This is a genomic window from Flavitalea flava (assembly GCF_054461575.1).
Genome location: NZ_JBTLQH010000014.1, coordinates 1 through 18,377, shown reverse-complemented (window position 1 = coordinate 18,377; position 18,377 = coordinate 1). Strand labels below are relative to the sequence as shown.

Genomic DNA, 18,377 nt, shown 5'->3' with positions numbered 1-18,377 from the left:
CGGATATTTGCACTATGCACATATTGCTGGCAGCCGCCACAACATTTGAAATTCAGCCTGCTATGGATTTTCTGGCAGGCAACTCTTCCCGGCATGAGGGGCAGGATGGGCTGCAAACAACCGTCCTCATCACAGGGATCGGCTCTCTCCCGGCTACCTGGTCCCTTACGAATCAAATCAATCAGAACCGTCCGGATCTGATCATACAGGCAGGCATCGCTGGCTGTTTTACAGGCAGAAAACCCGGAGAGCTGGTCCTTATTGAAGAAGAAGAACTGGCAGACCTGGGGGTATGGGAAGAAAAACGCTTCAAAACCCTTTTTGATCTTCGTTTAACAGATAAAGACGCCCCACCATTTTCCGGGGGAAGATTATTGAATCCATATTCCCGGTTGATGGCATTTTGCGGCCTTGAGCAGGTAAAGGGCATAACCGTCAATGAAATTACGACCGACCCTACCCGGATCGGGTGGTATCAACAAAATAACCGGCCGGTTGTTGAAAGCATGGAAGGGGCGGCACTTCATTTTGTATGTCTGAAAGAAAATATTCCATTTGTGCAGATACGGGCCGTCTCGAACGATATTGGAGAGAGAGATAAATCAAAATGGGACATTCCAACCGCCATTCGGCAATTGAATGAGAAATTGATCCGGTTGTTAAAAACCCTGGATTTAAATGATTTTGATCCAATGACCCTGAGGAAATGACCCTGACTTTTTAAAAAAATACAAATGAAATTTACCCTGGGATTCAGCCCCTGTCCGAATGATACGTTTATTTTCGATGCCCTGGTGAATAAAAAGATCGATACGGAAGGCCTTGATTTCGAAGTGCTGCTGGAGGACGTTCAGACACTCAATGAATGGGCATCGGAAGGACGTTTGGCCATTTCAAAAATAAGTTATGCGGTGTTACCGCTTATATTGGATAAATACGAGTTGCTGGATGCCGGAGGAGCCTTGGGTAAAGGAGTGGGCCCACTCCTGATCGCCCGGACTCCCTTGCCAGGTTTGGCGACTCCTGCGACTCCACAGGCTGCCGGGCAACAGTCGGGTTTGGACGGTTATAAGATCGCCATCCCCGGCAGGCAAACTACCGCCCATCTTTTATTCTCCCTGGCCTTTCCGGAAGCAAAAAACAAGGAATTCATGCTATTTTCCGCTATCGAAGATGCCGTATTGGCTGGACAAGTGGATTGCGGCGTTATCATTCATGAAAACCGTTTCACCTATCAACAAAAAGGCCTGGTAAAGTTGCTGGACCTCGGAGCCTTTTGGGAAGAAGAGACAGGCTGCCCCATTCCGCTTGGTGGAATCGTATTACGCAAAGGGCTGGAGCCCGGCTTATCCCAAAAAATCAACCGGCTCATTCGCAAAAGCCTGGAATATGCCTTCGGACATTATCCGGAGCTGCCCGCTTATGTTAAGGAGCATGCCCAGGAAATGGATGAAACCGTAATGCGGCAACATATCGATCTTTATGTAAACGATTATTCCCTTTCTCTCGGCGATGAAGGAAAAAAGGCTATTCAACGCCTGCTTCAAACCTATTCGGAGATCCATTCCGGGGAAAAAAGGCTATCTTTTTTTTAACGCCATGCCATATACCTCCAGGGCCCTTTTCCTGGCCTCTTCATGTATCACCATAGGAGGAGGATAGCCGAACTCCTCCCATTCCGGCACCCACCGGCGTATATATTTCAGGTCCGGATCAAATTTCAGCGTTTGAAGGTAAGGATTAAAGACCCTGAAATAGGGAGCGGCATCACATCCGCTTCCGGACGCCCATTGCCAGCCGCCATTATTGGCAGCCAGGTCGAAGTCCAGTAATCTGGCTGCGAAATAGGCCTCGCCCCATCTCCAGTCGATCAATAAATGTTTGGTAAGAAAAGAAGCCGTGATCATCCTGACCCGGTTATGCATAAAGCCGGTGGCGTTTAATTCCCGCATACCTGCATCGACAATAGGATAGCCTGTCTGCCCATTACACCACTTTTCAAACTCGTCCTCTTTATTTCTCCATTTTATCCATTCGTAGGCAGGTTTAAACGCTTTACCCTGACCAACCGCAGGAAAATGCCAGAGGATCATATGGTAAAAATCCCGCCAGATCAATTCATTCAGGTATATTTCACTTAAACGGGATCCTTCCCTGACCAATTCCCTGATACTCAGGGTTCCAAAACGTAAATGCACACCCATTCTGGATGTGCCTTGCTGAATGCCGGGAAAATCCCTTTGCTCCTTATACTTTTTTATAATGTCCCTTTTTAGCTCTTTTGAAGGAAAAGAGAAAGAACCGGAGGAAACTCCATCCGGGGATCCGGAAAAAGATCCGGCGTTAAAACCCATTGATGAAAGGCTGGGAATGGGTCGGGCTGCCTGACGATAGAAATAATCCCAATATTTTCTGACCGGATAGGCCTTCAGGTAAAAATCAGTCAACAAGGATTTCCACTTTTTGCTGTAAGGAGTAAACACCGTATAGGGTGTCCCGTCATCTTTCGAAACTTCCCCTTTCTCAAAAACAACCTGATCTTTATACGTGTGAAACAGAATACCTGCCCTATTCAACAAGTCACCGATCTTCCGGTCCCTTTCCCGGGCATAAGGCTCATAATCATGATTGGTGAATACCTGGTCGATCTGGTATTCGGACAATAAATCCCTGAATGCCTCTTCCGGCGTTCCGTAACTTACCTGTAATGAAGCACCTGAACGACAAAGTGTTTCCTGCATATCCTCCAGAGCGGCATGGATAAAGGCTACCCTTCTATCTGCTTTTTCCTCCAGCTTGTCCAGAATATTCCGGTCAAAAATGAATAGGGGAATTACAGGAACCTTGTTTGCTGAGCCATGTTTTAAGGCATGATACAGACCTGCATTATCCTCCAGTCTCAAATCTCTGCGGAACCAGAAAATGCTCACCCACGGTTTCATATACTATTTATTTTACAAGCGACATGCCGGAAATTTACCAGCGATCGGCCGGAATTAAACGACCAATCGGATCAGTAATCAGGAGTAAATCTACGGCAAAGGGCATCGGTTAGTTCCCGGGTGTATTTTACTTCTCCGAAAGAGCTTACCCGGATTATCCCACGTATGGCATTTGTCAGGAAAACCTCATCAGCGCCTTCCAGGTCTCCAATAGTCACCTCTTTTTCTTCCAATGGGTAAATTCCTTCCTTTTGTATCGATTCTGCCAGGAACCGTCTCATAACGCCCGCAACGCATCCTTCTGAAAGAGGAGGAGTGATTATCCTGCCATTTTTAATATAAAAGAGATTGGCGATGGTAGTATCTGCAATCCTGCCATGACTATTCAGGACGAGGGAATCATTGGCTTGTTCTTTTTGGGCATAAATGGCCGCAAGCGCATAGAGGAGGAAATTATTGGATTTGAGATGGGAAAAAACATCGCAGGCCTTCCGTCCTTCGGAAAAAACGGTAATTTTCCAGCCTTCGGCCTCCTGCTGTTTTTTTTCGGCCGGCAATTCCCAGGATTGAATAAGGTAGTGGGGAATATTATTTTCCAATTCGTACAAGCCCCCATCTCCCCGGTAAACCACGAGACGGACCCTGGCTCCGGCAATATGCCCGTTTTTCCTGCATAATTCCAATATCCGGTCAGCCAGCATTTCCCGTGTAAATCCTGGTAAGGGATTAAATTGAAGAAGTTTCACCCCTTTCAGCAATCTTTCAAAATGATATTCTTTGAGCAGGATTTGGCCATTACTGACCCTGATGGTTTCAAAAAGACCATCCCCATAACGGAAACTCCGGTTTTCAGCCGTGAGGATCGCCTTTTGGGAAGGGGTGAGCGTACCATTAAAATCAACAAAAGTAGTCACTCCGCTAAAACCGGCTTTGTTCGATAATACCATTTTTAACTGCATACATGACAAGGCCTGCCATGGATTTCGCTCCTGTCTTGGTCTTGAGTTTATCGCGAATGGCCTCTACCGTTCGGGGGCTGATATCTACGATATCTGCAATTTCCTTGGTGGTCTTTTCTTCGCACATCAATTTAAGTACAGTTAATTCTTTTTCAGTAAGATTTACGTCCTGGGGTGTTCCGATCTCTGGTCGCCTTGTTCGCAGACCAGTAAGCAAAGCTTTGTTAGTCAATTCATTAAAGTAAAACTCCTGCTCGTAACAAGTTTTTATTGCCTGGTAAATAGTCTCGCTGTCGGAATTTTTTGTAAGATAGGAATTGGCTCCGATCTCCATTAGCTTGGATATCATGGAGTGATCATTATGCATGGACAGGATGATCACCTTGACATGGGGATATTCCTTGCGGATTTCCGGCAAGGTCTGGATCCCATCCATGATCGGCATTTGTATATCGAGAAGGATGACATCTGGTTCGACATGTTTGAGCAGGTTTAGCAACTGCATTCCGTTGTCCGCTTCTGCAATCAGTTCAACATCCTTTTTTACGGCAAGAGCCGTTTTCACACCAGCTCTGAAAAGAGCATGATCGTCTGCAATGGCCACTTTGATGGTTTGATTCAACTCTGGTTTTTTCATTCGGTTTTGTATTTTACAAAGAAGAGTCGGAGAACCTGCTCAAACCCCCTGCAAAATGAAACAAAAAGGGTGATACTTACTATAGGGTATTTACGGAATAACCTCATTTCGGAATATACGGAAAAACGAAGATAAGCCGTTTTTTTACGATAATGAAAGGGTATTTCTACTGGGTAAATGAACGCCTTTCTACCAAATATAACCGTAAAACCTGCATTATTAAAATTGAGCAATTGTGCTCTTGCGCCCTTGAACAGGCAAAACTATTTTTGTTATGCAAGTTGATTGACGAGGATTAGCAACCTCAGACCATCCAATGTCCATGAAACCGTCCAACCGATTTTCAATATTCTATGAAACCCGGCAAAATCCAATGTCAATCAACTTCTTTTCCTTTTCTGAACGTTTCGAATATCCAATATATCATGGATTCCGGCTTTTGATCGGTTCCGGACCTGTGACAAACGAATTTCCTGTTTCCTGTTTTATCAGTGATCCAGGTTCCTGTGAAAATCCAAATCTCGTAAAGCCTTGCTGTCTTTGGTTACTTTCTGGTTTTGATGGTTTTGTAAAATGGTTTGCCTGTTTTTTTGCCTGTTTTGCCCTCGGGCAGCGGCATGCAGAAAAACAGGCAATTTTTTTGATGGACAGGTCTTCCTTCAAATGATGCCCTTCAAATGATGCCGGTAACCGCGCTTTTCAATCGATCAGTTTATTGCGCATAGCATAAATGATCAGTCCTGCAATAGTCTTGGCCCCGATCTTTGTCTTCATATTCTGGCGAATAGTTTCGATCGTCCGGGTGCTGAGGAAAACCTCCTTGGATATCTCCTCGGTAGTTTTGTCCTCGGCCAGGAGTTTTAAGATGCGCACCTCTTTTTCGGAGAATTTTATGGGGCTGGGGTAAAATTGCCTGACCTGCCTTTTGGTTTGCAATTTGGACAGTACTGCCTTATTTACGAGGTCATTGAAATAAAAGTCATCATTCATACAGGTCAGAATGGCCTGGTATATTTCGTCCGGGTCTGTAGTTTTGGTCAAATAGGCGTTCGCCCCCATTTCCATCATTTTAGAGATCATTTCCTGGTCGTCGTACATCGTGAGCACTATGATCTTTACCTCTTCATATTCTTTCCTGATCAGTCCGATAGCGTTAATTCCGTCTACTTCAGGCATCCGGATGTCCATCAGCAGAACATCAGGCCGTTTCATCTGCATCTTATGCACCAGGTCCTTGCCATCCTCAGCTTCCCAAAGGATTCGTAGATATTCCTTGTTTTTCAAAGCCATTTTTATACCATCACGAAAGATCTTATGATCATCCGCAATCGATACTTTGATTACTAATTCAGGAGTCATGCCGGCAGGTTTGTAAAATTAATAGGTATAGGTAACAATTTTCGTTGATAATCAGATTTATATCGCTTCTATTTCCCGGTAATATGTACCGGGAATTTCATAATGTACGGGAAACTACCAATTATATCTTTAGAATTTTTACGAAATGGGAAGTAATTTCCGAATAAATGAAAATGGGCAGTTCTCCTATTGTCTGACAAACACTTATCTGCTACATTTGTCCAGGAAGTTGATTGATTCGGATCATATCCCAAACCATCCAATGTCCAATTACCGTCCAGTAAAAAATTTCGATATCCTTGAAAACCGAACAGTAAAATCCAATATCAGTCAACTTCTCCTCTTTTTTTATAGCTACAGGCCCAGGTGCATTTATAGAAAAAACCAATTATTTCTGGAATTTGCGGGATTACCGGATAATTAGAACGATAAAATAAGAATTAAATTTCACGATTCCACCACACCCTGCGGTATTATCCCTCCATCGATCTAAAATCTTTTTACCGGGTACCCGGATTTTACAGCCCGGCTTGTCTCCATTTTAACTCCCTTTTCTCCATTTAAGGCTCTTTTTTTGATATACCACTTTCCGGTAAACTTATTCACATTTGGCCCTAAAATTGTGAATAATCGAAATTTTACGAACTTCCTTCTGTGCGATTTACTAGTTTTACGATAGTAAAAATACTAATATTATCGCGTGAAAATACTCTATTTTTACTTAGTAAAACCCCTGGTAAAAACCCCTCAAACACAATACTGAATTGAATTACAGGCAATTTAAAGCATTTTACCATAAATTTTGGCCGTTGTCTATCTTTTTTTTTAGGGGTTATTTAGTCCTACAAACTAAAAAATTTAAAACCTCTAAAAACTTTCTACAATGATGCAAAAAGAGTTACTCACTAAAACGAACTATGCTTCTGTCGGCGAAGAAATCAGCACTGAACTCGCCACGGATTTTGTAAAGACTTATGCCGCAGCCAATTCCAACGAGGTAACTGCTTTCCATATCGGTAGGAACATTATTGAGCAGATTCTTGCCCAGCCTGATTGCGCAGGAATCCGTTTCTACAATGCCATTAACGAAGATGGTCGGAAAACCCTGGTTTATGTTGGAATCGATGCTTCAGGAAAGGATATCGTGAAAAAAGTGGTCGTTGCAGAAAACGGTTCATTGAACACTATCCCTGCTATCGTTGCTGACAGGACCGGAGACGGCGGTTGGGACCTTTTAACCTGGATCTTCGGCAGATAAAGTTTTTGCTTGGATTATAGGCCAATGCCTTTTATATTTGATAAAATTTAAAGGCCCTTGCTCCAAACGTTAAGCCGATTTTCGGGGATATTACCCATAATCTTCTATTTGTCCTTCCTGAAACGGAATAAAAATGGAGGTTTATGGGTAATATTTTTTTACTGCATTGTCTCTTTTTTTACCGACCTAACCTTTTCTTCCCTTAAAACCAGGATCAATCCCTTTTATATCTATGGTTCCTTTACCATTCTCGAATACACACTCTTTGCCTTGTTCTTTTATTCCTCCTTTTCGGAAAAGATCCTTAAATACATACTGATACTGGGGTCCCTGATTTTTTATATAATGGCGATCCTTAATTTTTCAGGTAGAAAAACCGAAAATTTCGATTCCCTGACTGCCTCTTTGGAAAGTATACTGATCATCGTGTATTGTATTTTCTTTTTGTATGAACAGATCAAGGATCCGGCGGTCTTCTATATCTATTATTCAAAAAAGTTCTGGATCATCATAGCCTTCCTCATCTATTTTTCTTCTACCCTTTTTCTTTTTCTTTACGCTGCAACCTTTACCAAACAGGAACATTCAAATTACTGGAGTATTAACAATATTTTCAATATATTGAAAAATGCTTTTTTCACTATTTCGTTTGCCATGAAAAAAAGCAAAAAACCCCAATATTCCATGGACAATCTATATGGCGAACTGTAAATGAAAGCCGGACTGCATGAAAACCTTAAAACCTAACCCAACCGTCCCTGGACGACACATACATGATACTCTTACAAGTCACTAATCCAGGAAGCAGTGTTTCTCAGGTGCTTTTTTTTGGCACGATCGGCATGCTGGCACTTACGATCGGCCTGATCGTATTTATCATCTTTCATCAACGTAAGGTTATCCGTTACCAGTTGCGTTTGCAAAGGATGGAATACGATCAGCAAAAACTGCTCCTGAATGCCTCTATCCGTCTTCAGGAAGAGGAGCGCCAGCGTATTGCCGCCGATCTTCATGACGACGCGGGCCCCCTGCTCGCCACCGCCAGACTCTATTTAAATGAAAACCTCGTTAACCTGGACAAGACGACGCAATTGCAAAGTATTTATAACGCCAAACAGATCATTGACGATACCATCCAACTGATCCGTAATATTTCCCACAGCCTGATGCCGCCGACTTTAAAGAATTTCGGACTGGAATCAGCAGTAAATGACCTTTTTCAAAAGATAAGCGGGTCCGGAAGCATGAATGCAAGCTCCCGTTTTCATGATTACCGGGAACGTCTGCAGGCGGAGAATGAATTGATCATCTTCCGGGTGATCCAGGAATTGGTGAATAATATACTCAAGCATAGTAATGCCAGCTTCATCCACCTTACCCAAAACACCAGCGGAAATAAGTTTTTTATCCGTTTGCATCATGATGGACGCGGGATCACCCAAACAGACTTTATCAAACTGAATAAAAGCAATGTCGGCCTCGGCCTCAAGAATATTCAAAGCAGGTTAAAGGTCCTGCATGGAAAGATCTTCTTTGAAAAAGATATGTCCCAGACCTATTATAAAGTAACTATTGAACTGACTAAAGAAGACGAGGATAAGCTTCCCGAACAGGAATGAGCCCCGACAGGAATGAGATTTATCCCTATCTTTAGGCGGCGAACCAGGTTCGTTTGAACGAATAATGTTTACCTTCTGAAGATCCGACATTAAACTAAAAGGAAATAATTCATCATTTTCCAATGAATTTTTTTCCTTTGAAAGGCCACAATAACCTATGGGAGTAATTAAAGTTGCAATAGCCGATGACCACAAGATATTCCGTAAGGGTGTCATCCTTTCTTTACGCCCCTATAGCGCCATAAAATTTGTACAGGAAGCCGAAAATGGCCAGGAATTATTGGATGGCCTGGCAGCCTCAGAACCGGATGTCGTCCTGATGGACCTCCGGATGCCGCTCAAAGATGGAATAGAAACGACCAAGATCATTGCCAAACAATACCCATCCATCCACATAATTGCGCTTACGATGTACGAAGATGAACGCTTTGTAAGTCATATGATGGAAATCGGAGCAAATGGTTATCTGCTTAAAAGCGCGGACCCGGCAGAAATTAAAAGAGCCATCATAGAAGTAGCTACAAAAGGCTATTACCTGAATAATTTCGTGAATCGTATTTTGCTGAAAAAATCGCATACCCGGACAAAGATAATCCCAAGTCTGAATATCGAGATCACCCTGAATGACAGGGAAAGAGAAGTAGTGAGATATATTTGTATGGAATTTACCGCTCAGGAGATTGCCCAGAAAATAGATGTCAGTCCCAGAACGGTTGAAGCTATCAAAGACCGGTTGATGGAACGGTTTGGCGCGAAAAACACGGCAGGATTAGTGTTTTTCGCCGTAAAGAACAATTTGATCGATTGACATAATCCTGCCACTTCATCCATTATCCTACTTAAGACCCAAACTAACGTCCAATCAGGAAAATTGGCTTCCTAATTGTTTCCCCCAGGTTATCCTCTCTGTGAAAGACCGGTTATGCAGCTACAAAAAAGCTTTATGTTCAAAACCGGCAATAATTTTGCGGATTATTTTTTGATAGTAAACACCTTCCTTCCGCTTATACCGGTAGCCCTTCTGGCTTTACGAAAAAATTTCGGCAAGGAACCACTCAATTTCCTGATGGTGATCTGCCTTATTAATTTCCTGGAAGGGCTTGTCCGGGGCACCCCCTCTTTAAATAATGATAATCAAACAATTACAACCAATATTTTCTCCCTGGCCGAATTAATTCTCCTTTTTCAACTTTTCAAAACCACACTCAAAGGGAAACTAAAAGAAGCCTTGAATATTCTTGGCGCAGCTCTCCTGGCAGGGACCATAACTTACTTTTCGGTAAAAGGATGGGGATATGAAAGTATGGAGCTGAGCACGTTGCAGAACGGTTTCCTGATCGGGGTGATATTGCTAATTCTCCCCCCCCTTGTCCGGTCCACCGATCTGTTTATTTTTGACTCCCCCTTATTCTGGATCGCAGGTGGGACTTTATTCTACTTTTTTCTTTTCATTCTCCTGGAATGGACCAGCCCCTTTTCCATCACCTCTTTTCCGAATGCCGAAAAAATGACCCTTTTAATCATTGCCAGTATAATCCGGTATGTTTTTTATATCCTGGCCGTCCTGTTTCCACCACAGAAAGCAATTCAGACGGATAGTACAGGCGGCTGATAAAAAAACTTAAAACCGCATTTCCGGCACATCTCCTTCCACCACCAATTTGCCTGCGGTTTTTTCTTTAATTTCCGCAACCGAAACACCCGGAGCACGCTCAATCAGCCTGAATCCCTCAGCGGTGATATCCAGAACAGCGAGATCCGTTACTATTCTTTTAACGCATTTTACGCCGGTCAGCGGCAAAGAACATACACGCAACAACTTGGATTGGCCTTTGGGATTCGTATGCTGCATGGCAACAATTATATTCCTGGCGCTGGCAACAAGATCCATCGCTCCCCCCATTCCCTTGACCATTTTCCCTGGTATTTTCCAATTGGCGATATCGCCGTTCTCGGACACCTCCATAGCGCCTAACACGGTCAGATCCACTTTCCCGGCCCTTATCATTCCAAAACTCTCCGCACTGTCAAAAAAGGCGCCGCCTGGCAATATCGTCACCGTCTCCTTACCTGCATTGATCAGATCGGCATCCAGTTCGCTTTCAGTAGGATAGGGGCCGATTCCCAACATTCCATTTTCCGATTGCAGCATAATGGAGATCCCTTCAGGGATATAATTTGCCACTAATGTCGGTATACCAATTCCCAGGTTGATATACATCCCGTCTTTTAATTCCCGGGCAATCCGTTGTGCAATACCAAATTTGTCCAAGGCCATAATTTGCTATTATATGATGAAATGATGAGGTTCTATTTTGAAAACTGTATGGTTTTTCGCTCGATACGTTTTTCGTACCCGCTTCCCTGGAAGATCCGGTGAACATAAATACCGGGCACATGTACCTGATCCGGATCCAATTCTCCTGGTTCCACAAGATGTTCCACCTCGGCTATAGTAATATTTCCGGCCTTTGCCATCGATGTAGAAAAGTTGCGGGTAGTTTTGCGAAAAACAAGATTACCGAAAGCATCACCCTTCCAGGCTTTGACGATAGCGAAATCGGCATGAAGAGCGTGCTCCATGAGATATGGCTTCCCTTCAAATTCTCTTATTTCCTTTCCAATGGCTATTTCAGTGCCATAACCGGCAGGTGTGAAAAAGGCGGGAATACCCATCCCGGCCATTTGAATACGTGTAGCGAGTGTTCCCTGGGGTATGAGGTCAACTTCCAATTCACCAGTCAGCAATTGTCTTTCAAACTCTGCATTCTCCCCCACATAAGAGCTGATCATCTTCCTGATCTGGCGGGTTTGCAATAACAGACCAAGGCCAAATTCATCCACGCCGGCATTGTTGGAAATACAAGTAAGCCCGGTCGTGCCTTTCCTGGCTAAGGCCGCAATACAATTTTCCGGTATGCCGCACAATCCGAAGCCGCCCAGCATTATGACGGCATCTTCCCGGATATCCGATATGGCTTCATTGGCGCCCTTAACGATTTTATTCATCTGGCAAGATTTAGGATTATAAAAATACAATTAACCAATATTCGTCTTTTCCCCTGCAGGAACAGACGAGGGAGTAGCAGGATTTGTTTTAGGGCTTGTGGAACCATTCCGGATATGTGGTCCGATACCAGGTCTGTTAAGTTTTCCGGGCATTATCGGGTTAAGGACTGGTTTCTGTACGGGTTTTTGTAGGGACTTCTGTATTGGCTTCTGTAGGGGTTTCTGTGCGGGTATGGAAGGGGAAGGAACAGGTGCGGAGGGAAGAGCCCTGGGTGCGAGCGCAGGATTTTTATAACTTTCGGCTCTCTGACGGTTTCCTTCGGCCAGTAAACTATCGAACATACTCCTCGCCTTGCCCGGACGTTCCAGGTAATATTGAAAACTCTTGCTGAATTCTTCCCGGGAAACCTCATGCAATTGAAATACCTGTTGATATAACTTTTGTGTCTCCGCCTTTACATTGATATGTGAAGAATCTTTTGCCAGGAACAATGCCGAATATTGATCAGCCTGTATCATATCCCACAAGACCTTTTCCATTTTTTCACGGGGAATGATCCCGGAAGGGGTCTTATCTTTATCCGTACAGCTCACTGCCAAAAGAATCAATATCAGGCTGACGAATCTCCTCATTGCAGGCTTTGTTTATATTTACTTATATTACTGATATCCAATTTGGTCAGGAGATCCAGAGCACGGCTTTTTTCATCCGGGGGAGATTTCTGAAATATCTTCGCCAATTCGCCGGATTTTCCCTGGAAAAAGAATTGCATGATCATTGTATTCGGCGTTTCGGTATTGATCGTATTTAACATATTCAAGGCATTTAATACCGAAGTCCTGCCATCCGCTTCCTTATCATACATCTGGTCCAGTCCCGACCGGTAGTAGCTGTAAAAGGCATCATGAATAAGGGTGTATTTACTATTTGTCAGGTTTTCTATCAGCCAATACCGGTTCCGGATTCCATCAAAAGCTTTCCAGCCGGAGATGTCCCTGCTATCAGGAGCGTTATTGACGATATTCAATGCCTTTTGGAAATAGGGATCGCCTCCCCGTAAGGAATAGGAGTCAAAATTCAAACCCAGGATGATATAAATATAATAGGCGAATTCGGCTGTAAGATTGGCCGCGAAGGGTTCCGACCCCTGTACCCTGCTTTCGTTAAAATCCAGCGGTTGAAATTCCACATAACGGAAACTAAAGGATCCGTCATTAAAATTGATAAGAGGACTCTGGTAAGTAGAATTAAAGACCGGTCGCCCGGCCTGAACGGTCAACGTAGCCGTAAAAGTATTGTTATCGCCGGCCGAACTGATATTCAATAAAAAATTACAGGCAATCCGTTCATTTGTCTGAAAAGATTCGTTAGCCCATTTCCGGTTATTCAGAAAGTTATTCAGGGCAGACTGGAGGGTTTGGAAGATCTTGCGATCAGTAGTAGCTGGTACCCGGTCCGCCAGCACAGTAATATTCGCCTGTAAATCCTGGGCCTGCAGAGAAGATACCCCAATGCCCAAAAAAAGCATCCCCAAAAGATAACCTCTGATCATAAGATAAATTTTACGCATACAAGGCTTTTACCACCCTATCAACGATATCCCTGGCTACTTGTTGCTTGCTTTTACGCTCATAAGGGAGTTCTGTTCCGTCCTTTTCGAAAATAGTGATCTTATTGGTATCATACCCGAAACCGGCGCCTTCGTCATTCAGAGAATTCAGGACAATCAGGTCAGCGTGTTTGGTTCTCAGCTTTTCAAGGGCATAGTCCCTTTCCCCGGTGTTCTCCAGGGCAAACCCGACCAGCACCTGCCCCTGCTTCTTTTGGCCACCGAGCGTTTTGAGGATATCTTTTGTTTTTTTAAGCTCCAGTTGGAAGATATCGTTATTCTTTTTGATCTTTTCTTTGGATTTCAGGACAGGGGAGTAATCTGCGACAGCAGCAGACATTACCGCGATATCGGTATTTGGGGCCCTCTCTATGCAAGCATCATACATCTCTTCAGCCGAAACGACGCGGAAAACTTTTATTCCAGGGTAATTTGTGTCAAGTGAAGTTGGCCCTAATATAAGATCAACATGTGCCCCTCTTTTTGCCAGCTCAATGGCTATCGCCAGCCCCATTTTACCTGAAGAATGATTGCCAATAAAACGTACAGGATCAATGGCTTCATAGGTTGGGCCAGCGGTAACCAGGGCTCTTTTACCTTCAAGGTCCTTAAGTTGCGTTATATGTTCTTCTATAAAGGAAAGAATGGTCTCCGGCTCCGCCATTCTCCCGTCCCCGTGGAGACCACTCGCCAATTCGCCTTTTTCAACCGGGATTACGATATTGCCAAAAGTCTTCAGCCGATCAATATTGGCTTTGGTAGCAGGATGATGCCACATATCCTCATCCATAGCAGGGGCAACCATCACCGGACAAGTGGCTGATAAATAAGTAGCGAGCAAAAGATTATCACAAAGTCCCTGTGCCATTTTAGCCAGGGTATTACAACTTAAAGGAGCGATCAGCATCAAATCCGCCCACCTCCCCAGTTCAACATGGTTAGCCCAGGTATTTTCTTCAAAAAGACCGGTGAGAACAGGATTTTTAGATAATGTTGCTAAGGAGAGCGGTGTAACAAAATCATGGGCAGAAGGGGTCAGGATAACTTTGACGGATGCCCCTCCTTTTATCAACTGCCTGATGAGCAACAGGGACTTGTAAGCCGCAATGCTTCCTGTAACACCCAGCAAAATTTTTTTTCCCTGGAACATGAGAATAAAATATTAGGGTTTCGATCAGCAAACCGGTGGTATACTTATCGAAACCCTATCAAAAAATGTCAATACCTATTATTTAAACAGATCATCTTCATTCTTACGATAATAGATCTTGTCTTCCATGAATTCCGTTGTAGCGAGTAATGCCGGGTTGGGCATTCTTTCGTAGGCCTTGGAAATTTCAATCTGTTCCTTGTTCTCATGAATTTCTTCAAGGCTATCGGTATGGCTGGCAAATTCTTCCAGTTTATTATGCAATTCCTCCTTGAGGGAGATATTGATCTGGTTAGCCCTTTTGGCAATAATGGCAATGGACTCGTACAGATTCCCCGTCTTAGCTTTGATGTCGGTAAGATTCTTCGTTTCCACTACATTCGTAGTGTTTGCATTAACTTGCCTTCTTAACCTGCTCATTTTTTACCAATTTAATATTAGATTGAGATAAATTCAGATATTCCTGTACACTCTTAAGGAGTTTATCTTCCGGGAAACGGTCGATGAACTCGTTACATTGTGTAACTACCTGGCCAAACCGGTCTTCTTTCTTTTCCTCGATACTCTGCAAAGCAAACTGATAATAAGACCTGATCATCAGGTACTTGTATTCATCGCTTTTTTCAGAGTCCGGATAACTGTTCATTAGGCTGGTCAACGCCACACCGGCTGCCTTGAACAAACCAAGATCAAAGTACAGGGATGCGCTCTTGTAATCTTTCAGTTCCAGCTTAGCCCTGCATTTGTCAATGATATCTGTAGCCTCTTTTACCTTGGGGGATCCCGGATGCGTATTAATAAAGGCCTGCATGAAACCAATCGTTTTGGTCGTATTCGTCTGATCCAGTTCCACCTTTGGCGATTGCCTGTAGAAGGTAAAGGCCCGCATATAGTCCATCTCCTCCGCTTTGGCGCTATTGGGGAACACCTCTACAAAACCCTTGAACAGGTTTTCGGCATTGGCGTAATCCTTTAAATAATAGGCGCAATAAGCAAATTTATAATAGATATCCTCAAAATGCTCGCTTCCTTTAAAGACCCTGAACAGCTCTTCGAACAGTTGCTGGGCATGATTATACTCCTTGGCCGCATAATACTTGTCAGCCATACGCAGCTTATAGTCATAGTCATTGCTTTTCAGAACCTTTGAAAAGTTTGAGCAAGAGCTAAATGTAACAATCCCAAAAAGTAGTACAGTAAGTATTCGCATAAACGCCTGCAAAATTAAGGTTTTTTTTAAGGGTTTTTCAAGAATCTGGACAAATATGAAAGAAATTGCCATTTAACCCAAAAAAAGAGCGTTAATAAAACCCGAAAAAATTTTCATTTTAAAAAAACCTACGGCCTTAAAAAGACAAATACCGGGTTAAATAACCCGGTATTTGTCTTATAATATGCTTAAAATAAAGGACTTATCTTTATTTTTTCCTTAAGTTAGGATGCGGAGCAGGAACGGTGTTCGGTCCTTCTTCCCCAGTTCCATCTTTCAGGTCCACGGTATTTTCATCACCACCGCTTTGTCCATAGCGGAAGATGAACCTGTCAGAGCTAATGCCCTCTTTTTCAACGAGGTAGTTAATTACAGAGTTAACACGATCCCAACTTAACTGCTGAGCAGCCTTGCTGGATTCACCATAACCGATAACAGCTACCTTACAATTCGGACTATTACGCAGTTTTTCTGCTGTGCTGGCGAGCAACGCCTTAGCATCCTTGCTGAGGGTAACCGATCTTCCCTTGAAAGCAATGTTTGGCAAATCGCCGATATTACATTTGCTTCTTCCACCTACGCCATTGGAATCAATGTAGGCTTTCAGGTCTTTACAGCATTGAGGATCAGGGCATTTTCCAACGCCATCGGCATCTACAGGCTGGCATTGAGTCGGAGTAATAAGTTCTTTATCCTTACAATCCGGTACACCATCACCATCTGTATCGCGGCTTACACCATGCGTATCGACAGGGCAACCTTTGGGTGTATTTGGTTCCAGGTCGAATTGGTCTGTAACGCCATCCCCGTCTGCATCATCCAGAACAGGCTTGGGCAGTTTCATATGGCGTGGAGCGTTGATCTCGTTGTAAGCGTAATCCAGGGGATTGAGCCAATAAAGAGGTTCAACTGCGTGTTTGCCGATATTAAAGTTCAAACCAATGGATACGAAATTATAACGGTCCTTGGAGGTCGTTGCAGCGATGCTGTTGGTAGCCCCTGGCGTATAATTTGCCTGCCATTGCTGGCCATCCAGCAATTCAGTGGTTGTGAACGTGAATTTATCCTCGATAGCCAGGTTAACGCGGTTGTTGAGTTTAAACTGGAAACCAGCACCCAATACCCCTACTGCACTAAGAGGCACACCACCTATCTTTCGGGTATCGTCCCTGGGAGCCATGGTTCCCCAGGAGCCGGTCCAAAGGCTTTTCAGGTCCTTCCTGATATCTTTCCTGTTTTTATAGTTAAAATTCACACCATATTTTGCCAGAATCGCAGAGTAATCGTAAGGAGTCCCGGCATCATTCAATGTTTTGTAGAACGTGCTGTAAGTCATAGCTCCTATACCGCCGAAAACATAGGCATTCCAACTGGTTTTAGCCCGGTGGAACCGGATATTGTTCAGGCTGGCAACCCCCTGAAGGGAAAGCTCATGAACGGTGGACCGGTAGTTATAAAAAATTTGCGGCTTGTTACCCAACGCATTCACGGGATAGTATCCATTCAGAATGGCATTCTTTCCGTAAGAGTCGGTTGGCTGGTATTGTAGACCTTTCAGCCTCAGCCAGTCATACTCTGCCCGGATAGAAAATACATAGCCTAACGCTTTGCGTACATGAAACCCAAAGCCGCCGGTCGGGCCCCAGGCTCTTACACTCGTAAAGCCGGTCGCCATGCCGCCTTTAACACCTATCTCCCATTCATTCCGTGGTTTCGCAGGAAAGGGATAAGCGTTGTTTAGGAATTCATTGTGCTGAGCGAGTCGTTTGGTAGGAATAAGAGAGGAGTCCCGCACATCATAACTGCTACCCACCTGGGCAAACGAGTATGATAGAAACAGGCATAGTAACCCAATTAAAAGAGTGAATTTTTTACTTGCCATAACTGAAGTTTATGTGAATGAATGAATTAAACCTGAGAAGAATAAGTGCAAATTTAGAGATTGGCGAGCAAAAACCAAATTTTTTTAACAATACATATAAAATTAAAATTGTATTAACCCAACCGTTAGACAAGCAAAATTTAAAATTCGATGCTTTCCGTAGAAAATATTGTCAAAGTAGTAATATTGCCCTTCTGTTCACATTTACATGAAAATAGCACAAGCCATACTACGTGAAGAACTGCTCATTTTTGAAAAAGAATTCAAAGAGGCGGTAAAAAGCCAGGTTCCCTTGCTGGACAGGATCATGCGATTCATAGTCAACCGTAAAGGGAAACAACTGAGACCCATGTTCGTGTTACTTTCTGCTAAATTGTGCGGCGATATCAAAGAATCTGCCTACCGGGCAGCCTCCCTCGTAGAATTACTACACACGGCAACCCTGGTACACGATGATGTGGTGGACGAATCGCTCGAAAGAAGAGGCTTTTTCTCCACATATGCGTTATGGAAAACCAAGATTTCCGTTCTGGTAGGGGATTATCTGCTTTCCAAAGGACTTTTGCTTTCCCTGGACCACAACGATTTCAGGATATTACAGCTTCTATCAGACGCAGTAAGGAAAATGAGTGAGGGAGAGCTGCTGCAAATTGAAAAATCAAGATCGCTTAACCTGAGCGAAACCGTATATTTTGAGATCATCCGGAATAAGACAGCCTCTCTGCTCGCCTCTTCCTGTGCA

20 protein-coding genes are annotated in these 18,377 nt (G+C 43.7%); 8 read left to right on the top strand and 12 right to left on the bottom strand.

Going from position 1 to position 18,377, the window contains the following annotated elements:
• The first annotated feature begins 14 nt into the window (after positions 1-14).
• Positions 15-710, top strand: coding sequence for a futalosine hydrolase (gene mqnB, locus ACX0G9_RS14430; protein ID WP_459065627.1), 696 nt, complete (start codon positions 15-17; stop codon positions 708-710).
• A gap of 24 nt (positions 711-734) precedes the next feature.
• Complete coding sequence (locus ACX0G9_RS14425; RefSeq protein WP_459065626.1) at positions 735-1,595, top strand: 1,4-dihydroxy-6-naphthoate synthase; 861 nt, start codon at positions 735-737, stop codon at positions 1,593-1,595.
• On the opposite strand, the gene ACX0G9_RS14420 is transcribed toward ACX0G9_RS14425, so the two are convergent.
• From ACX0G9_RS14420 to ACX0G9_RS14405, 4 genes are all read right to left on the bottom strand, one after another.
• The gene (locus tag ACX0G9_RS14420; RefSeq protein ID WP_459065625.1) at positions 1,581-2,942 is read right to left on the bottom strand and encodes a cryptochrome/photolyase family protein; all 1,362 of its coding nucleotides are present in this window, start codon (positions 2,940-2,942) and stop codon (positions 1,581-1,583) included. The two genes, ACX0G9_RS14425 and ACX0G9_RS14420, sit on opposite strands and share 15 nt — an antisense overlap.
• 71 nt (positions 2,943-3,013) lie before the next feature.
• Positions 3,014-3,889 carry an aminotransferase class IV gene (locus ACX0G9_RS14415; protein ID WP_459065624.1) on the bottom strand — a complete coding sequence of 292 codons (876 nt, stop codon included), beginning with the start codon at positions 3,887-3,889 and terminating at the stop codon, positions 3,014-3,016.
• Positions 3,861-4,538, bottom strand: coding sequence for a response regulator (locus ACX0G9_RS14410; RefSeq protein ID WP_459065623.1), 678 nt, complete (start codon positions 4,536-4,538; stop codon positions 3,861-3,863). Before ACX0G9_RS14410 ends, ACX0G9_RS14415 begins: the two co-directional genes overlap by 29 nt.
• A 699-nt stretch (positions 4,539-5,237) precedes the next feature.
• A complete protein-coding gene (locus ACX0G9_RS14405; protein ID WP_459065622.1) occupies positions 5,238-5,897 on the bottom strand; it encodes a response regulator transcription factor in 660 nt (219 codons plus the stop codon).
• An 883-nt stretch (positions 5,898-6,780) separates the two neighbouring features.
• Between ACX0G9_RS14405 and ACX0G9_RS14400 the strand changes: the two genes are divergently transcribed.
• The 5 genes from ACX0G9_RS14400 to ACX0G9_RS14380 all read left to right on the top strand — a co-directional run bounded on the left by ACX0G9_RS14400 (position 6,781) and on the right by ACX0G9_RS14380 (position 10,386).
• Positions 6,781-7,155, top strand: coding sequence for a hypothetical protein (locus ACX0G9_RS14400; RefSeq protein ID WP_459065621.1), 375 nt, complete (start codon positions 6,781-6,783; stop codon positions 7,153-7,155).
• 108 nt (positions 7,156-7,263) lie between these two features.
• Positions 7,264-7,866 carry a hypothetical protein gene (locus ACX0G9_RS14395; protein ID WP_459065620.1) on the top strand — a complete coding sequence of 201 codons (603 nt, stop codon included), beginning with the start codon at positions 7,264-7,266 and terminating at the stop codon, positions 7,864-7,866.
• A gap of 62 nt (positions 7,867-7,928) precedes the next feature.
• Positions 7,929-8,774 carry a sensor histidine kinase gene (locus ACX0G9_RS14390; protein WP_459065619.1) on the top strand — a complete coding sequence of 282 codons (846 nt, stop codon included), beginning with the start codon at positions 7,929-7,931 and terminating at the stop codon, positions 8,772-8,774.
• A gap of 157 nt (positions 8,775-8,931) precedes the next feature.
• A complete protein-coding gene (locus ACX0G9_RS14385) occupies positions 8,932-9,582 on the top strand; it encodes a response regulator (protein ID WP_459065618.1) in 651 nt (216 codons plus the stop codon).
• Positions 9,583-9,696: 114 nt separating this feature from the next.
• Entirely contained in the window at positions 9,697-10,386 is a 690-nt protein-coding gene (locus tag ACX0G9_RS14380; RefSeq protein WP_459065617.1) for a hypothetical protein, read from the top strand.
• Positions 10,387-10,395: 9 nt separating this feature from the next.
• On the opposite strand, the gene ACX0G9_RS14375 is transcribed toward ACX0G9_RS14380, so the two are convergent.
• From ACX0G9_RS14375 to ACX0G9_RS14340, 8 genes are all read right to left on the bottom strand, one after another.
• Entirely contained in the window at positions 10,396-11,052 is a 657-nt protein-coding gene (locus ACX0G9_RS14375; RefSeq protein WP_459065616.1) for a CoA transferase subunit B, read from the bottom strand.
• 32 nt (positions 11,053-11,084) lie between these two features.
• Positions 11,085-11,783, bottom strand: coding sequence for a CoA transferase subunit A (locus ACX0G9_RS14370; RefSeq protein WP_459065615.1), 699 nt, complete (start codon positions 11,781-11,783; stop codon positions 11,085-11,087).
• 30 nt (positions 11,784-11,813) lie between these two features.
• Complete coding sequence (locus ACX0G9_RS14365; RefSeq protein WP_459065614.1) at positions 11,814-12,416, bottom strand: DUF4296 domain-containing protein; 603 nt, start codon at positions 12,414-12,416, stop codon at positions 11,814-11,816.
• Positions 12,413-13,354 carry a type IX secretion system protein PorD gene (porD, locus tag ACX0G9_RS14360; RefSeq protein WP_459065613.1) on the bottom strand — a complete coding sequence of 314 codons (942 nt, stop codon included), beginning with the start codon at positions 13,352-13,354 and terminating at the stop codon, positions 12,413-12,415. Before porD ends, ACX0G9_RS14365 begins: the two co-directional genes overlap by 4 nt.
• Positions 13,347-14,543 (bottom strand): bifunctional phosphopantothenoylcysteine decarboxylase/phosphopantothenate--cysteine ligase CoaBC, encoded by a 1,197-nt coding sequence (coaBC, locus tag ACX0G9_RS14355; RefSeq protein ID WP_459065612.1) that lies wholly within the window; start codon positions 14,541-14,543, stop codon positions 13,347-13,349. Before coaBC ends, porD begins: the two co-directional genes overlap by 8 nt.
• A 78-nt stretch (positions 14,544-14,621) precedes the next feature.
• Positions 14,622-14,963 carry a DNA-directed RNA polymerase subunit omega gene (locus ACX0G9_RS14350; RefSeq protein ID WP_459065611.1) on the bottom strand — a complete coding sequence of 114 codons (342 nt, stop codon included), beginning with the start codon at positions 14,961-14,963 and terminating at the stop codon, positions 14,622-14,624.
• Complete coding sequence (locus ACX0G9_RS14345) at positions 14,938-15,753, bottom strand: outer membrane protein assembly factor BamD (RefSeq protein ID WP_459065610.1); 816 nt, start codon at positions 15,751-15,753, stop codon at positions 14,938-14,940. Before ACX0G9_RS14345 ends, ACX0G9_RS14350 begins: the two co-directional genes overlap by 26 nt.
• A gap of 208 nt (positions 15,754-15,961) precedes the next feature.
• Positions 15,962-17,635, bottom strand: coding sequence for an OmpA family protein (locus ACX0G9_RS14340; RefSeq protein ID WP_459065609.1), 1,674 nt, complete (start codon positions 17,633-17,635; stop codon positions 15,962-15,964).
• 208 nt (positions 17,636-17,843) lie between these two features.
• Here ACX0G9_RS14340 and ACX0G9_RS14335 point away from each other — a divergent pair.
• Positions 17,844-18,377, top strand: a 534-nt coding sequence (locus ACX0G9_RS14335) for a polyprenyl synthetase family protein (RefSeq protein WP_459065608.1), incomplete at its 3' end; no start/stop codon positions are given.

Coding starts and splice junctions, on each gene's coding strand:
- mqnB (WP_459065627.1), top strand. CDS start 15: ATGCACATATTGCTGGCAGCCGCCACAACATTTGAAATTCAGCCTGCT.
- ACX0G9_RS14380 (WP_459065617.1), top strand. CDS start 9,697: ATGCAGCTACAAAAAAGCTTTATGTTCAAAACCGGCAATAATTTTGCG.
- ACX0G9_RS14415 (WP_459065624.1), bottom strand. CDS start 3,889: ATGGTATTATCGAACAAAGCCGGTTTTAGCGGAGTGACTACTTTTGTT.
- porD (WP_459065613.1), bottom strand. CDS start 13,354: ATGCGTAAAATTTATCTTATGATCAGAGGTTATCTTTTGGGGATGCTT.
- ACX0G9_RS14400 (WP_459065621.1), top strand. CDS start 6,781: ATGATGCAAAAAGAGTTACTCACTAAAACGAACTATGCTTCTGTCGGC.
- ACX0G9_RS14345 (WP_459065610.1), bottom strand. CDS start 15,753: ATGCGAATACTTACTGTACTACTTTTTGGGATTGTTACATTTAGCTCT.
- ACX0G9_RS14420 (WP_459065625.1), bottom strand. CDS start 2,942: ATGAAACCGTGGGTGAGCATTTTCTGGTTCCGCAGAGATTTGAGACTG.
- ACX0G9_RS14385 (WP_459065618.1), top strand. CDS start 8,932: ATGGGAGTAATTAAAGTTGCAATAGCCGATGACCACAAGATATTCCGT.
- ACX0G9_RS14340 (WP_459065609.1), bottom strand. CDS start 17,635: ATGGCAAGTAAAAAATTCACTCTTTTAATTGGGTTACTATGCCTGTTT.
- ACX0G9_RS14370 (WP_459065615.1), bottom strand. CDS start 11,783: ATGAATAAAATCGTTAAGGGCGCCAATGAAGCCATATCGGATATCCGG.
- coaBC (WP_459065612.1), bottom strand. CDS start 14,543: ATGTTCCAGGGAAAAAAAATTTTGCTGGGTGTTACAGGAAGCATTGCG.
- ACX0G9_RS14390 (WP_459065619.1), top strand. CDS start 7,929: ATGATACTCTTACAAGTCACTAATCCAGGAAGCAGTGTTTCTCAGGTG.
- ACX0G9_RS14410 (WP_459065623.1), bottom strand. CDS start 4,538: ATGAAAAAACCAGAGTTGAATCAAACCATCAAAGTGGCCATTGCAGAC.
- ACX0G9_RS14350 (WP_459065611.1), bottom strand. CDS start 14,963: ATGAGCAGGTTAAGAAGGCAAGTTAATGCAAACACTACGAATGTAGTG.
- ACX0G9_RS14425 (WP_459065626.1), top strand. CDS start 735: ATGAAATTTACCCTGGGATTCAGCCCCTGTCCGAATGATACGTTTATT.
- ACX0G9_RS14375 (WP_459065616.1), bottom strand. CDS start 11,052: ATGGCCTTGGACAAATTTGGTATTGCACAACGGATTGCCCGGGAATTA.
- ACX0G9_RS14405 (WP_459065622.1), bottom strand. CDS start 5,897: ATGACTCCTGAATTAGTAATCAAAGTATCGATTGCGGATGATCATAAG.
- ACX0G9_RS14365 (WP_459065614.1), bottom strand. CDS start 12,416: ATGAGGAGATTCGTCAGCCTGATATTGATTCTTTTGGCAGTGAGCTGT.